This window comes from Acidobacteriota bacterium (assembly GCA_028875725.1).
GTDB lineage: Bacteria > Acidobacteriota > Thermoanaerobaculia > Multivoradales > Multivoraceae > Multivorans.
Window position 1 is genome coordinate 39,099 of the sequence record JAPPCR010000009.1, and the last position, 14,822, is coordinate 53,920.

General features: G+C 67.6%; 14 protein-coding genes and 1 tRNA gene. 2 read left to right on the forward strand and 13 right to left on the reverse strand.

Going from position 1 to position 14,822, the window contains the following annotated elements:
- Positions 1–18: 18 nt before the first annotated feature.
- The gene (locus OXI49_10690) at positions 19–858 is read right to left on the reverse strand and encodes a tetratricopeptide repeat protein (protein MDE2690970.1); all 840 of its coding nucleotides are present in this window, start codon (positions 856–858) and stop codon (positions 19–21) included.
- A gap of 150 nt (positions 859–1,008) precedes the next feature.
- On the opposite strand from OXI49_10690, the gene tatA reads away from it, so the two are divergent.
- A complete protein-coding gene (gene tatA / locus OXI49_10695; protein ID MDE2690971.1) occupies positions 1,009–1,194 on the forward strand; it encodes a twin-arginine translocase TatA/TatE family subunit in 186 nt (61 codons plus the stop codon).
- Between the two features lie 180 nt (positions 1,195–1,374).
- On the opposite strand, the gene OXI49_10700 is transcribed toward tatA, so the two are convergent.
- From OXI49_10700 to lpxD, 9 genes are all read right to left on the reverse strand, one after another.
- Positions 1,375–1,451 (reverse strand) — tRNA-Arg (locus tag OXI49_10700).
- Positions 1,452–1,503: 52 nt separating this feature from the next.
- The gene (locus OXI49_10705; GenBank protein MDE2690972.1) at positions 1,504–2,055 is read right to left on the reverse strand and encodes an adenine phosphoribosyltransferase; all 552 of its coding nucleotides are present in this window, start codon (positions 2,053–2,055) and stop codon (positions 1,504–1,506) included.
- Positions 2,056–2,071: 16 nt separating this feature from the next.
- Positions 2,072–2,707 carry a protein-L-isoaspartate(D-aspartate) O-methyltransferase gene (locus tag OXI49_10710; GenBank protein MDE2690973.1) on the reverse strand — a complete coding sequence of 212 codons (636 nt, stop codon included), beginning with the start codon at positions 2,705–2,707 and terminating at the stop codon, positions 2,072–2,074.
- 47 nt (positions 2,708–2,754) lie between these two features.
- Complete coding sequence (surE, locus tag OXI49_10715; GenBank protein MDE2690974.1) at positions 2,755–3,537, reverse strand: 5'/3'-nucleotidase SurE; 783 nt, start codon at positions 3,535–3,537, stop codon at positions 2,755–2,757.
- Positions 3,538–3,563: 26 nt separating this feature from the next.
- Entirely contained in the window at positions 3,564–4,460 is an 897-nt protein-coding gene (gene mtnP / locus OXI49_10720; GenBank protein MDE2690975.1) for an S-methyl-5'-thioadenosine phosphorylase, read from the reverse strand.
- The gene (locus OXI49_10725; protein MDE2690976.1) at positions 4,457–5,542 is read right to left on the reverse strand and encodes a Gfo/Idh/MocA family oxidoreductase; all 1,086 of its coding nucleotides are present in this window, start codon (positions 5,540–5,542) and stop codon (positions 4,457–4,459) included. The genes mtnP and OXI49_10725 overlap by 4 nt, the downstream gene beginning before the upstream one ends.
- Complete coding sequence (lpxA, locus tag OXI49_10730; GenBank protein MDE2690977.1) at positions 5,460–6,272, reverse strand: acyl-ACP--UDP-N-acetylglucosamine O-acyltransferase; 813 nt, start codon at positions 6,270–6,272, stop codon at positions 5,460–5,462. Before lpxA ends, OXI49_10725 begins: the two co-directional genes overlap by 83 nt.
- A 25-nt stretch (positions 6,273–6,297) precedes the next feature.
- Positions 6,298–6,783, reverse strand: coding sequence for a 3-hydroxyacyl-ACP dehydratase FabZ (fabZ, locus tag OXI49_10735; protein MDE2690978.1), 486 nt, complete (start codon positions 6,781–6,783; stop codon positions 6,298–6,300).
- On the reverse strand, positions 6,780–7,871 hold the full coding sequence (lpxD, locus tag OXI49_10740; protein MDE2690979.1) for a UDP-3-O-(3-hydroxymyristoyl)glucosamine N-acyltransferase: 1,092 nt from the start codon (positions 7,869–7,871) through the stop codon (positions 6,780–6,782). Before lpxD ends, fabZ begins: the two co-directional genes overlap by 4 nt.
- Positions 7,872–7,975: 104 nt before the next feature.
- Here lpxD and OXI49_10745 point away from each other — a divergent pair, with 104 nt between their 5' ends.
- The gene (locus OXI49_10745) at positions 7,976–9,346 is read left to right on the forward strand and encodes a PQQ-binding-like beta-propeller repeat protein (protein ID MDE2690980.1); all 1,371 of its coding nucleotides are present in this window, start codon (positions 7,976–7,978) and stop codon (positions 9,344–9,346) included.
- A 3-nt stretch (positions 9,347–9,349) separates the two neighbouring features.
- Here the strand turns inward: OXI49_10745 and OXI49_10750 are convergent, their stop codons facing one another.
- From OXI49_10750 to OXI49_10760, 3 genes are read right to left on the reverse strand one after another with little or no spacing between them, the layout of a single operon-like run.
- Positions 9,350–9,901 carry an OmpH family outer membrane protein gene (locus tag OXI49_10750; protein MDE2690981.1) on the reverse strand — a complete coding sequence of 184 codons (552 nt, stop codon included), beginning with the start codon at positions 9,899–9,901 and terminating at the stop codon, positions 9,350–9,352.
- 22 nt (positions 9,902–9,923) lie between these two features.
- Complete coding sequence (bamA, locus tag OXI49_10755; GenBank protein MDE2690982.1) at positions 9,924–12,383, reverse strand: outer membrane protein assembly factor BamA; 2,460 nt, start codon at positions 12,381–12,383, stop codon at positions 9,924–9,926.
- Positions 12,370–14,820, reverse strand: coding sequence for an ATP-dependent Clp protease ATP-binding subunit (locus tag OXI49_10760; protein ID MDE2690983.1), 2,451 nt, complete (start codon positions 14,818–14,820; stop codon positions 12,370–12,372). The genes bamA and OXI49_10760 overlap by 14 nt, the downstream gene beginning before the upstream one ends.
- Positions 14,821–14,822 lie beyond the last annotated feature (2 nt).

Here is a 14,822-nt window from a genome sequence, read left to right on the forward strand (position 1 = left end):
GGCTGTCGGGAACGGCTGCTACCCGCCGAACGTGAACGGCGACGCGCCCGCCGCTTCGGGGCCGAGCTGCTGCCGGGCGCGGATCGCGTAGCCACTGTCGGGGAACTCGTTGACGACGCGCTGGAAGGTCTCGCGGGCGCCCTCTTCGTCGCCGAGCTGCGCGAGCGTGGCGGCCAATTCGAACAGCAGGGCGTCCTTGGGCAGCGGCGAGGACTCGGTTGCCACCTCACCGCGCAGCGTGGCGGCCAGTTCCTCGCCCCGCCCCTCGGCGCGATCCAGGCTGTAGAGGTTCAACTGCACGCCGATGGCCATCGCATGATCGCGGCCGGCGGCTTCCAGGTAGCTCGTCCACAGCTCCCGCGCCTTCGCGGTATCCCCTTCAGCCGCCGCGATCTGCCCGAGGTAGACCGAAGCCAGCCGGCCGGACGAGGTCGAGCCGTAGCTCTCCCTCACGGCCTCGAGTTCCATCCTCGCGGCCGAGCGCCGCTCCGCCTCCGAGGCGAAGCTGAGTCCGTCGTCATCGCTTTCACTCCGAGCGGTCGGCTCCTCGCCATCCTCCGCAGCACCCTCGTCCGGAGCGCTGTCGGGAGGCGTGCCGAACAGATCGTCGATCGCGTCAGTCGCCGGCTGGTCGATCTGCGCCCGGTAGACCTTGAGGGCCTCGCTGAGCTGATGGCTGGCCTCCTTCTCCCGGCCATCCTGGTAGTTCAGGAACAGCACGACTCCGACGACGACCGCGATCACTGCGGCCACACCCATCAGAATCTGTCGAACGTGCTCCGCGAACCACGTGGAAGCCGAGAAGACGGCTTCCCGCACCTCGTCGCGCCGTATCTCGTCTCGTGTCAAACGGCTCATTCCGCATCCCCTCCGAAGCGCGGAACACTAGCAGCCCCACCGGCTGAACCGCGACACGCGCGGCCCTGTGGCAGACTTGGCCAGCGGCCCCGGCACCGAACGGGCCGACCCTCTACCGACCCGGCACGCAACTGCCCTGGAGCACCCAAGATGCCCACCCTTGGAATCGGCGAACTCCTGATCGTCCTTGCGATCGTCGTCCTGATCTTCGGCGCAAGCCGCATTCCGAAGCTGGCGGGCGGCCTGGGCAGCGGCATCCGCAACTTCAAGCAGGGCCTGAAGGGACCGGACGAAGACGAGGCCGAAGACAAGCCCAAGCGCGAGATCGAAGAGTAGCGAGGTCTGGTGCGCCTGGCTGTGGTGCGCCTGGAGGGACTCGAACCCCCTTGCCTGCTGATTGGGAATCCCTGTCGCGCCATCCGCTGAGATGCAGGCTGTGGTGCGCCTGGAGGGACTCGAACCCCCTTGCCTGCTGATTGGGAATCCCTGTCGCGCCATCCGCTGAGATGCAGGCTGTGGTGCGCCTGGAGGGACTCGAACCCCCGACCTGCGGATTAGGAATCCGCCGCTCTATCCGGCTGAGCTACAGGCGCCCTGGAACGTGGCCGCGACGCTGACCGTCCGCGCGGCGACGGTCGAAGGATCTCAGTATCGGACCAGGGATTCAACCACTTCGTATCCATCGAGCCGGCGGCGACCGTCCAGGTAGGTCAGCTCGACGACGAATCCGATCGCGTCGACCGTTCCGCCGACGGACTCGATCAGGTCCGCCGCTGCCTTCGCCGTGCCGCCCGTCGCCAGCAGGTCGTCGACCAGGACGACACGCTCGCCGGCTGCAACGCCGTCGAGATGAATCTCCAGGGTGTCCCGGCCGTACTCGAGCTCGTAGGTGCGCGAGGCCGTCTCGGCCGGCAGTTTCCCCGGCTTGCGCACCGGCACGAAACCGACGTTCAGCCGGTTTGCCACCAGCGGGCCGAAGATGAAACCGCGCGCCTCGATTCCCACCACCTGCTCGATGCGCCGGCCGGCGAACCGCTCCGCGAGCCGATCGGCGGTCTTGCGCAGCGCCGCCGGGTCCTTGAGCAGCGTCGTGATGTCCTTGTACAGGATGCCCGGTTTCGGGAAGTCGGGAACCTCGCGGATCCGTTCCTTCAGCCACTTCGATGAATCCCCGATCTTCGAAGGACCGCCGGTCATGTTCGCTCCTTCCCGCTCATGAGGCGGCCTCGGCCTTCGTCTTCCAACCGTGACGGCCGATCAGCGGCACGAAACGCACCGCTTCGCCGAGTTGGCGAGCGACCGTACCGTTGTTGTGTTTCTGGTAGGCAACCAGGCGCTGTTCGTGGCGATCGCCCTCAGGGATGACCAGGCGCCCGCCCGGCGCCAGTTGTTCGAGGAGCGAGGCCGGAACCCGGGGCGCGGCGGCGGCCACGAGGATCCGGTCGAACGGAGCTTCGGCGCTCCAGCCGACGGTGCCGTCGAAGACCTGGACCTTGACGTTCGGCAGCTCGAGGGCCTGGATCCGGCCGATCGCTTCCCGCGCCAGGCGGCCCACGCGCTCGATGCTGTAGACCCGGTGCGCCAGAAGAGCCAGGATCGCCGTCTGGTAGCCGGAGCCGGTGCCGATCTCCAGCACGGAGTCGTCCTCCCGCACGCCCAGATCCTCGGTCATGCGCGCCACCACGTAGGGCTGGGAGATCGTCTGCTCGCAGCCGATCGGCAGCGCGTGGTCGCCGTACGCGTCATTGACCAGATGCTCGGGCACGAAGAGGTGGCGCGGCACCCGCCCGAACGCGGCGATCACACGCTCGTCCCGCAGGCCGCCCCTTTCGACGAGGTCCGCCACCATGCGGCGGCGGGCATAGGCGTAGCCGCCCGGACCGGCCGCCTGCGTCTTCAACCCAGTGCTCCAGCGAGACGGAGCAGAACCCCGTCGCCGGCATCCAGCGACTCTCCGTCCGTCAGGTCGGCGGTGAGCGGCGTGATCGAGATGAAGCCGTCCCTGATCGCCGCCGCATCCGTGTCGTCCAGGCGCTCCGGGTCCGGCTTGCCGACGATCCAGTACATCGTGCCGCCCCGCGGATCCGCCTGCTCGACGACCGTGTTGCGGTAGGGCCGCCGGCCGAGCCGCGCGACCCTGACCCCGCGGGGCGAATCGAAAGGGAAGTTCACGTTGAGCAGCATGCGCTCGGGAATCCCCTGCTCGACCAGGGAGACGATCGCGCGGGCAGCCAGCGCCGCGGCCCGTTCCATGTCGGCGCGCCGGGCCTTCCGGTACTCCTGGGAAAAGGCGATCGCCGGCACGCCGGCCAACCGTCCCTCGAGCGCCGCGCCCACCGTGCCGCTGTGGGTCACGTCGTCACCCAGGTTGACCCCCATGTTGACCCCCGACACGAGCAGATCGGGACGCTGCTCCAGCAGCGAGTGAACCGCCAGGTTGACGCAATCGGAGGGCGTGCCGTCGACCGCGAACCAGCCCTCCCGCACCCGCCTGGCGCGCAACGGCCTGAACAGGGTCAGCGCCTGGCTGCAGCCGCTCTGCTCGCGCTCCGGGGCCACCACGTCGTAGGCGATCGGCCCCCTGGGCGTCGACGCTCCGTCGAGGGCCGCGGCAAGACAGCGCAGACCGGGCGCATCGACGCCGTCGTCATTCGTGAGGAGCAGTCTGGTGGCGCTCATCGGTTCGGTACTCCTCCCAGGACCGCTCAGTCGTCGCCGCGACCGTTGCCCAGCAGCCGACCGACGATCGGCGCCAGATCGCGCAACACGGACGCGGGAACGACGGCCGGATCGGTGATCAAGGCGTGCTCCAGCGCGTTGACGCAGGGGCACGCTCCGGGCCGGCGCTCAGCCGGCAACGATTCGACGATCCGGGCCACCGCCGCCTGTGCGGTACGGGCGTTCCGCCGCAGGACCGCGAGCACCGCCTCGACCGTCACGTCCTCTTCCTCCTCGTGCCAGCAGTCGTAGTCCGTGATCAGGGCCAGGGTCGCGTAGCAGATCTCCGCTTCGCGGGCGAGCTTCGCCTCCTGCAGGTTCGTCATGCCGATCACGTCCGCGCCCCAGCTTCTGTGCATGAAGGACTCGGCGCGGGTCGAAAACTGAGGCCCCTCCATGCACACGTAGATGCCGCCGCGATGGACCACCGCGCCGGCCGCGGCCGACTGGTCGGCGCAGACCTCCATCAGCAACGGACAGATCGGATCGGCGAAGCCGACGTGGGCCGCCAGCCCGTTGCCGAAGAAGGTATCCGGACGGTGCCGCGTGCGGTCGATGAACTGGTCCGGCACCACGATGTGCGTCGGCTGGTAGCGCCGCCGCAGCGAGCCGACCGCGGAAAGCGAGATCAACCGCTCAACCCCCAGACTCTTGAAAGCGTAGATGTTGGCGCGGAAGTTCAGCTCACTGGGCAGGATGCGGTGGCCACGGCCGTGGCGCGCCAGAAAGGCGACACGCCGGCCCCTGAGTTCTCCGAGCACGAAGACGTCCGACGGGCTTCCGAACGGTGTCTCGATCGTCCGCTCCTCATGAACCTCGAGCTCCTCCATGTCGTAGAGACCGGAGCCGCCGATGATCCCGATCGGCCAGGCGTCGACGTTCACGCGACGGCGCCCCCGGCGATCGTCGAGTTCACGAGGAGCGCCGTCTCCAGCGCCCGCCGGCCGGCCGCGCCGTCGACGAACGGCGCTTCGCCGCCGGCGCAGCGGTCGAGAAACGCCTCGAGTTCGAGCCGCAACGGCTCGCCGCCATCGACCTCGAGATCGGCGGCCAGGATCCGCCCCGCCGGCCCGCCGGCCGACACCGCGTCTCCGCCGGCAGCCGCCTCTTCGCCGCGCACGCGCCGCGCGCCCCGCACCGTCTGTTTCTGGTAGTCGAGCGAGAAGTAGCGATCCTCGAAGAAGACCCGCAACTGGCGCACTCGCTCGGCCGAGACGCGAGACGCGGTCAGGTTCGCCACGCAACCGGACTCGAGCTCGATCCGCGCGTCCGCGATGTCGACCCGGTCCGACAGGACGTCGATCCCGACCGCCCGCACGTCCCGCACCGGACTCGGGTCCAGGGCGTGGAGAATCTGCAGGTCGTGGATCATCAGGTCGAGGACGACGTCGACATCCAGGCTGCGCGGGCTGAACGGCGACATCCGTTCCACTTCGACGAAGCGGGGCGCGAGCCCTAGCGCCAGCAGTTGCTGGACGGCGGGATTGTAGAACTCGACATGCCCCACCGCCAGGACGACACCCCGGGACGCGGCCACCGTGATCAGAGCATCCGCCACGTCGAGATCCGCCGCGATCGGCTTCTCCACCAGCACGTGAATGCCGGACTCGATCAGACGCGCCGACACGTCCAGGTGATCGACCGTGGGCACCGCGACAACGGCGACCTCCACAGCGTTCAGGATCTCGTCGACCCCGGCCGCGACCGAAACGCCATGCTCAAGCGCGGCGTCTTCGGCCCGCGCCGGATCCGCGTCGACCACGAGCACCGAGTCCGTTCCCAACAAGCGGGCCAGGAGGCGCACATGGTGGCGTCCCATCGCGCCGGCGCCAATCACGGCGGCCCGAACCGGGGCTTCCGCGCTCAGGGCGAACTCCCGTTCTTCACGAGCGGGCGCCGCGGGAACCGCGCCGCGCCGAGCGGATGAAGCCCCGGTCGGAACTCCTGATGAACGCGACCAGGGCATCGACATCGGCGTGGCCGGCATGCTCGGCGTCGAGTTCCTCGAGCGCCTGGGTCGTGTTCCTCCGCGAACGGGTGAGCACCCGCACGGCCCTCTCGATGGAGCGGATGTCCTCCGGCGACTTGCCCTTGCGCTCGAGTCCGATGCGGTTGACTCCCATGCACGCCGGCTTGATCCCCACGGTGATGCAGAACGGCAGCGCGTCCATCGTGATCACGGAGTAGCCGCCGATGTAGGCATGCCGGCCGACGCGACAGAACTGGTGGACGGCCGAGAAGGCGCCGATCGTGGCGTCGTCCTCGACCTCCACGTGACCGGCCAGGGTGCCGCCGTTCGTGAACACCGTCCGGCTGCCGACCTGACTGTCGTGGCCGACGTGGGTCTGCGTCATGAACAGGTTGTCGTCGCCGATGCGGGTGACACCGCCGCCGAACGCGGTGCCCCGGTTGACCGTCGAGAACTCGCGGAACTGGTTGCGGTCGCCGATCACGAGCCGGCTCGACTCGCCCTCGTACTTGAGGTCCTGCGGGTCGAATCCGATCGCGGCATAGGGGAAAACCCGGTTGGCCCGTCCCAGAACCGTGTCGCCGAGGACCGTAGCGTGGGCGCTGATCTCCGTGTCGTCGCCGATCCGAACGCCGGCCCCGATCACCGCATAGGCGCCGACGACCACGCCATCGCACAGGTCGGCAGACCGATCGACGACCGCCGTTTCATGGATCCTCGACGTCATGGGCCGCGCCGCGGTCCGCGGTCTTTCAGGGCGCCACCATCGTGGAGGTGCAGACGGCCTCCACCGCCAGCTCCCCGTCGACCGTGGCCCGGCCCCGGAAGCGGGAGTGGACGGTGCGCAGGCGCAGCGACTCCACCTCCATCCGCAGTTGATCGCCGGGAACGACAGGACGGCGGAAGCGGGCCCTCTCGATGCCGGAAAAGAAGAGCACCCGGCGCTCCCGGTCCTCGATCTCGTGCAAAAGCAGCAGACCCGCCGTCTGCGCCATCGCCTCGATCACCAAGACTCCGGGCATGATCGGATTCCCCGGGAAGTGGCCATCGAAGAACGGCTCGTTGCGGGTCACGTTCTTGATCGCCACCACCCGCTCCCCCGGCACCAGCTCCAGTACCCGGTCAACCAGGAGGATCGGATAGCGGTGCGGCAGTACGCTCGCGATCCAGCGCGAGTCGAACGGTCCGAGCGGCGCCCTCACGGCGGCGCCGTCGGTTTCCTCCCGTTCCTTGCTCACGTCTCGTCTCCCCCGTCCGCCGCCGAATCGTCGCGGCCATCGCGACCCGCCGATTCGAGTTCCCCCACACGTCGCTCGAGCGCCCTGAGCGCGCTGCGCATCGCCGGCAGGCGCGACTGTAGCGCGTTACGCCGGCGCCAGGCCGCGATTGGTACGGCGGGAATGCCCGCGACACGCTGGTCCTCCTCGACTTCCTGGAACACCGCCGACTTGGCCGCCACCTGCACGCCGTCGCCGATCCTGAAATGGCCGGCGACGCCCGCCTGACCCGCCAGGAGCACCCGGTCGCCGATGCGGCTGCTGCCGGACACGCCGGCCTGACCGCAGAGGATGCACCCCTGACCGATCTGCGCGTTGTGGCCGATCTGCACCAGGTTGTCGATCTTCGTTCCGCGACCGATCGTGGTGGTGTCGAAGGTGGCCCGATCCACCGCGGAGTTGGCGCCGATCTCCACGTCGTCCCCGATCACGACGACGCCGACCTGAGGCAACTTGACCTGTGAGGCGGCTTCCGCGCCCTCCGCGAACCCGAAACCGTCCGCGCCCAGGACGACGCCGGAGTGCACGACCACCCGCTCGCCGATGCGCGTACCGTCGTAGACCACGACGTGGGGATGGAGCACGGTGCCGGTTCCCAGACTGCAGCCGCGGCCTACCACGGTGTGGGCGCCGATCACCACGCCAGGACCGAGCGTCGAGCCCCCGCCGACCACGGCGAAAGCGTCGACACGGGCGGCGGGGTCGACCTGGGCGGAAGCGTCGACACAGGCCGTTTCGTGAACGCCGGGCGCCACCTCTGGAACCGGAAAGAGAGCCGTCATCAGGTCGGCCAGGGCCCGGTAGGCGTCGTCGCAGAGCACCAGATCGGTGCGGAGATCGGCGAGCGTTTCGGGAGAGAGATCCCTGGACACCAGCAGCGCGCCGGCCTTCGAGGCGAGCGCCTGATCGCGGTACCGGGGGTTGGTCAGAAAGGAGAGATCTCCAGGGCCCGCGGCCAACAGGGTGGCTATGCCGTCGATCGGCCGATCCGGATCGCCCTCGAGGTCAGCTCCAACCATCGCGGCAAGATCGGCGAGGCGGTGGGTCACGAAGCGAGCCTACCGGAAGCGCGGCTCGGTCACCGGCGGACCGTGTACGATGCGCAACGACTCCTAGCCAACGTTTCCTTCCTGCGACCGGGAGGTCCGATTCGATGAAGAGTGCGACATCGCCCCAACACCGAAGCCACACCGTCATCCTCGCGGCGCTCGCCTGCGCCGCGCTCTGCGCCGGCGCGGCTGCCGCGACCGACAACTGGCCCCAGTTCCGCGGCCCGGGCATGAACCCGGCCGTCTCCGACAATCCCGCCCTTCCAGATCGCTGGAGCCAGACGGAGAACGTCGAATGGGTCGTCGAGATCCCGGGACTCGGGTGGTCCAGTCCGATCGTCTGGGGCAACCGGGTGTTCCTGACGACCGCCGTTTCCGAAGGCGAGTTCGAGCGCCCTCAGGCTGGTCTCTACGCCGCCCGCGGCCGCAGCGAACCGCCGCAGGCGCAGCACGACTGGCGCGTGTACTGCCTGGACCTCTCGACCGGCGAGGTGCTCTGGGAACGCTCGGTCAAGGCAGGCATACCCGAGTTCCCGCGCCACCAGAAGCAGACGTACGCCTCGGAGACGCCAACCACCGACGGCGAACGCGTCTACGCGCGCTTCGGCGACCTCGGCGTCTACGCCTTCACGATGGAAGGCGAAGCCGTGTGGAGCTTCGACACGCCCTACCGTCCGACCATGTGGGACTACGGCTCCGCCTCCTCGCCCGTGCTGCACGACGACCTGCTGATCATCCTCTACGACAACGAGGAAGAGTCCTGGATCGCCGCTCTCGACAAACGCACGGGCGAAGAGCGCTGGCGCACGGGCCGGGAAGAAGTGTCGAGCTGGGCAACGCCGTTCGTCTGGGCGAACGAAGCCCGCACCGAGATCGTCACGACCGGCAAGAACCGCATTCGCTCGTACGGCCTGGACGGCGAACTGCTGTGGGAGATGGACGGCCGCATGTCCTGGGCGGCCATCGCCACCCCGTTCGCAGCTCACGAGATGGTCTACGTCAACTCCGGCTACTTCCAGGATCAGCGCCGGCCGGTCTTCGCCATCCGTCCGGGGGCGCTGGGCGACATCACCCTGGAAGGGGACGCGACGGAGAGCGAGTTCGTCGCCTGGCACCAGCCCAAGGCCGGCAACTACAACACCTCGCCTCTGGTCTACAAGGGCGTCTACTACAGCCTGCTGGACCGCGGCTTCTTCGAAGCGTACGACGCGCGGACCGGCGAGCCGGTGTACGGCCGGAAGCGCGTGGCGCCGCGGGGCGGCGCCAGCTTCACCTCATCGCCGTGGGCCTACAACGGCCGCGTGTTCGCGCTCAGCGAGCAGGGCGACACGTACGTGATCCGCGCCGGCTCGGAGTACGAGGTGCTCCACACGAACAGCCTCGACGAGATGGCGATGGCGTCGCCGGCGGTCGCCGGCGACCGGCTGCTGATCCGTACCCGGTCGAAGCTCTACAGCATCCGCAACACGGAGTAGCTTCTACTCCGTGGGAGTCGCCGGGTAGGCGGCGTTGTAGCGCTCGATGATCAGATTCGTGATGTCCGCAGCGTCGGCCGCGAACAGCAGCCCCCCCTGGAACTTGTTGAAGATCGCGGTGTAGCCGAACTCCCGTCCGACCTGGGAGATGATCGGCAGCACCGCCTGCTCGATCTCGCCGAACCTCTCGCCCTGCACCTTCTGCATCTCGCGGTTCGCGTCGTCCTGGGCGCGGCGCAGGTCGATCGTCATGTCCTCGAGCTGCTTCTCGAGTTCTGCCAGACGGTCCTCGGCCAGCGTCAGCCGGCCATCGTTGTACTGCTTCTGGAGCGCCGCCAACTGCTCCTGCCTGCTCGTGAGCTCCGCCTGCTTCTCGTCCCGGAGTTGCGTCAGTTCCTGAACCGCGACCTGGCCGCGCGCCGATTCCTGCAGGAGGCGCTCGACCTCGACCACGGCGATCTTGCTCTGGGCCGCGGCCGGCCCGGCCATGACGACGCCGGCGATGACCAAGGCGGTCACCGCGGCCGCGCGGAATCCGAGGGTTTTCAGGTTCATCTTCGTAGTTCTCCGTGAGGCGTCAGAAGCTGGTTCCGATGCTGAAGTCGAAGCTGTCGAACCGCTCCCGGTCGACGCCTCCGAGGTTGTCCAGCGGATTCAGGTTCGTAGCGTAGATGAAGCGGAGCGGAGCTCCAAGGATGGGCACGTTGACGCGAAGCTCGATTCCGGCGGACATGCGCATGTGGTTGAAATCGACGTCCTGGTCGTCGCCGTAGACGTTCCCGGCGTCGAAGAAGGTCACGACGCGGAACGGACCGTTGACCAGGGTGTGGTGCTCAAGGTTGATGACCACGCTCTTGTTGCCGCCCTGGGGGAAGCCGTTCCGGTCGAGGAGGGTGCGGCCGGTCTCCGGATCGCGGACCCAGATGGAACGGAACGCGAAGCCGCGGAGGCTGTTCTCGCCGCCCAGCAGGTAGCGGTCCAGAAAGAACAGTTGGCGCACGTTGCCGGTGTCGTCCTGGCCGAACGGCTGGATGTAGCCGAGCTGAATGTTCGCCCGCCCCACCGTCCGCAGCCCGCGCCTCGTCAGCGGCACCGTGATTGCCGCGTTCAGCGAGGGGCGGATGAAGAAGGACTCGCCGCCCAGGGGGCCGCCGGCGTACTCGAGGGATGCGATCAGGCGCTTTCCCTGAGTCGGCTCCAGACGGCTGTTGTGGCTGTCGTACTGGTAGGTGGCCGTGACCGAGCGGCGGTTGAACTGGAACGCCTGCTCGAACGTGTCGCTCGTCGGGTCGTCCTGCACTTCCGGGTTGTCGAAGAAGTAGAACGTCTGCGACTGGTAGCTCTCGATGTCCATGTTGCTGTAGGACATCTGGATCATCTCCCAGCGGCGGAAGTTCCGGCCGAACGTGATGACGCCGCCCGCCTCCTTGCTCCGGTAACGCTGGTCGACGAGGAGGTCGAAGTCCGTATCCCGGTTGAAGAGTTGAACGCCGAAGTTCTGCGGCCGGTCCTTGACCCAGGGCATGTAGTACGAGACGTCGAAGATGTCGCGGTAACGGCCGGTCTGGATCGACACGCCGACGGTCTCGCCGCGGCCCAGGAAGTTGCGGGTGCGCAAAGCCGACTGGACGAAGAAGCCGTCGAGTTCGCTGTAGCCGCCGCCGAACTGGACTTCCGTCTGACCCGTCTCGCTGCCCTTGACCGTGATGTCGACCTGCTGGTCGTCCATGTCGTAGTCGACGTCGACCTGTTCGTTCTCGTCGACCACGTAGTACTCGAGCTGACTCAGGCGCAACAGGCTGGTGCGCAGCATGCCCGTGTTGAAGACGTCGCCTTCCTTCAGCAGCATCTGCCGCCGCAGGACCCGGTCACGCGTCCGGTCGTTGCCCGTGAACTCCAGCCGTCCGATCCGAAACTGGTCGTTCTCCTCGACCGTCACGAGAATGTCGGCCACCAGATCGTCCCGTTCGACGATTTCCATCTTCACGTCCGCGAAGATGTAACCGCTGTTCCGGTAGAGCTCCTGGACCTGCTCCACGCCCTCGTCGATCACGTCCGAGCGCAGCCAGCCGCCCTTCGGATCCTTGAACATCCGCACCAGCAGTTCCTCGGGCAGAATCTCCGCGCCCTCCACATCGACTTCGCCCAGCTTCCAGCGCGGTCCTTCCTCGAGCGGAATCACGAGAGCAAGCTGGCGCTTTCGCTCCTCGATGCGCCCGGCGTTCGGCTTGCGCTCGATGACGTCGAGTTCGGGCTCGCCGACCTCGACATCCTTGTAGCCGAAGCGGCGGTAGAGGTCCTTGACCTTGTCGAGATCCTCCTGAACCGTAGCCGAGTTGAACACGTCGCGCTTGCGGATTCTGGTCAGGAGGTTCGACTTCTTCGTCTTCTCCATCTGGCGTCGGAGGCGGCCGGCGGAGAACACTTCGTTGCCCTCGAAGTCGACCTGGCCGATCTTGACTCTCCCGCCCTCGTCCACGGTGATCAGCACCCGCTTCTCGCCCAGACCCGCGTCCTGGATCTCGACGTGGATACCCGCGAACCGGAAGCCTCGCTCCTCGTAAAGCTTCTTGATGGCCCCTTCGAGACGGGCCAGCTCGCCCAGGTCCAGCGGCAGGCCCTCGAAGACCGAGATCCGCTCCCGGTCCGTCATGTCGCCGATGTCGCTCCGTTTCACCTTCTTCAGACCGTCGTACTCGAGCGAGACCAGGAGCGGCCTCTCCGTGACCGTCACCCGGACCAGCACGCCTTCGTCCTGCGCCTCGGCCGCGACCGAGATGTCATCGATCAGCTTGCGCTCCCAGAGATCCTTGATCCGCTCGTTCACGCGTCCGGGATCCCAGGGCTTTCCGGCCTCGATATCCAGGTAGTAGCTCAGGCTGTCTTCGCTCAGCGTCTCGACGCCGGCGTACTCGACCGACACGATCGGCCGGCCGACCAGCAACTGGCCGGCGGCCGGTACGGCGAGCAGGAAGACGGCGACGAGCGCGCCCGGCCGTGCCAGCCGTCGAAGGTTCTTTCGATCAGGATTCCGCAAGAGCAGGTTCCTCCTCAACGGTCAGGGCGGCGCCGCCTTGAACGACCTCCAGGACCAGTTCCTCCCGGGCCAGATCCACGCGAATGCGCTCCACTGCATCACCGGTGCGCTGGATCAGCAGATCGGACACCGCATCCTGGACGTAGCGCTGGATCGTGCGACGCAATGGACGGGCGCCGGTCGACGGATCGATGCCCGCCTGCTCCAGCAGCCATTCCCGCGCCTCACCGGTGACTTCCACGGCCAGCCCCCGGTCGGCAAGGGTCTCGTTCACGTCGGAGAGCAGGAGGCAGGTAATGGCTCGCAGCTCCTCCCGACCCAGCGGATTGAACACGATCGTCTCGTCGATGCGGTTGATGAACTCGGGGCTGAAGCTCCGGCGGAGCTCCGCTTCGATCTCTTCCCTGATGCGGCCGAAGTCATCTCCGGAAGGGCCGCCGAAGCCCATGCGCCCACCCTTGAGCACCAGCTTACTGCCCAGATTGGAAGTCAGCAGCACCAGGGCATGACGGAAGTCGACGTGGTTGCCGTAGGCGTCGGTCAGGCTGCCCTCCTCCAGGATCTGAAGCAGCAGGTTCATGATGTCCGGATGCGCCTTCTCGATCTCGTCGAACAGGATCAGCGAGTACGGCTGGCGCCGAACCCGCTCCGTCAACTGGCCGCCCTCCTCGTAGCCGACGTAGCCCGGCGGCGAGCCGATCAGCTTGGATGCGGAGTACTTCTCCATGTACTCGCTCATGTCGAAGCGCATGAGAGCGGTCTGACTGCCGAACAGGAACTCGGCGAGACGCCGGGCCACCTCCGTCTTGCCGACCCCGCTCGGCCCCAGGAAGACGAACGAGCCGACCGGCCGACGGGGATCGGATACGCCGAGCCGCGACCGGCGGATGGCGCGGCTGATCGACCGGATCGCGCGATCCTGCCCCACGATCCGGCGCCGCAGAACGTCCTCCATCGTCATCAGCCGCTTCGCCTCGTCGCCCCGCACGGCAGCCACCGGAACCCCTGTCCAGGAGGCAATCACCTCCTCCACGTCCTGAGCGGTCACAACCTGATCCCCAACGTCCTGCTCATGCAACTGCTCGATGCTCTCGAGATCTTCCCGGAGCTCGATCTCGCGCTCGCGGAAGCGGACGGCGCGGTCAAAGTCCTTGTCCGAGATCGCCGCCTTCATTTCGGCCACGACTTCCCGGATCTCCAGTTCGATCCGCCGCGCCTGTCGCGTATCCCGTACCCGGCGCAGCTTGACCCGGGCGCCGGCCTCGTCGATCACGTCGATCGACTTGTCGGGCTGATGACGGTCGGTGATGTAGCGGTTGGACCCGGCGATCGCGGCGCGCAGCGCGGTGTCGTCGTAGGCGACCTTGTGGAAGCCCTGGTAGCGCTCCTTCAGGCCGACCAGGATGTCGTAGGTCTCGTCTGCGGAAGGCGGCTTGATCTGCACCGCCTGGAATCGCCGCAGCAGAGAGCGGTCCTTCTCGATGTGCCGACGGTACTCGCGCTGGGTCGTGGCGCCGATGCAGGCGATGTCGCCCCGCGACAGGGCCGGCTTCAGGATGTTCGCGGCATCGAGTGAACCCTCGGCGGATCCGGCCCCGACCAGCGCGTGGATCTCGTCGATGAAGACAAGCACGTCCTCGCCTTCCTCGAGCTCCTTGAGGATGCCCTTCAGACGCTCCTCAAACTGTCCCCTGTACTTCGTGCCGGCGACGATCAGGGACAGGTCGAGCGCGATGATGCGCTTGCGCGCAAGGAACTTCGGCACGCGGCCGTGGGACACCCGTTGCGCCAGTCCTTCGACGATGGCCGTCTTGCCCACCCCCGGCTCCCCGAGCAGGATGGGGTTGTTCTTCGTCCGTCGCGCGAGGATCTGGACGATGCGGCCGACTTCCTGCTGGCGGCCGATCAGGGGGTCGAAGTGGTCCTGCTGCGCGAGTGCGGTCAGGTCGCGGCCGAACTCCGCCAGAAAGGGCAACTCCTGCTTGCCGCGCCGGCTGGCGCGCTCGCGGGCGATGTCCGCGACGTGTTCGCGCACCGTCGCGACCTCGAGCCCGTGCCGCACGAGGACGCGCTGGGCGAGGCAGTTGTCGACCCGCAGCACGCCGATCAACAGATGCTCGGAGCCGACCGCGGCGTGGACCATGCTTTCCGCCTCGTGCGAGGCGAAGGCGAGGATCTTCTTCGACTCCTCCGACAGCGGCAGTTCGGCGGTCGACGAGATGCGCTCGACGAACACCCGCTCGCCCTCTATCTCGCGGCGAAGATCCTCCGGCTTGACCTGGAGGCGCTGGAGGAGCTCGATGATCGACTCCTCCCCCTCGCGCAGGATGCCGAGCAGGATGTGTTCCGACTCGATGACCCGGCTACCCAGCTTGCTCGCCTCGTAGCGAGCGAAGAAGAGGGCTCGCCGCGACTTCTCGTTGTACTTCTCGAACACGG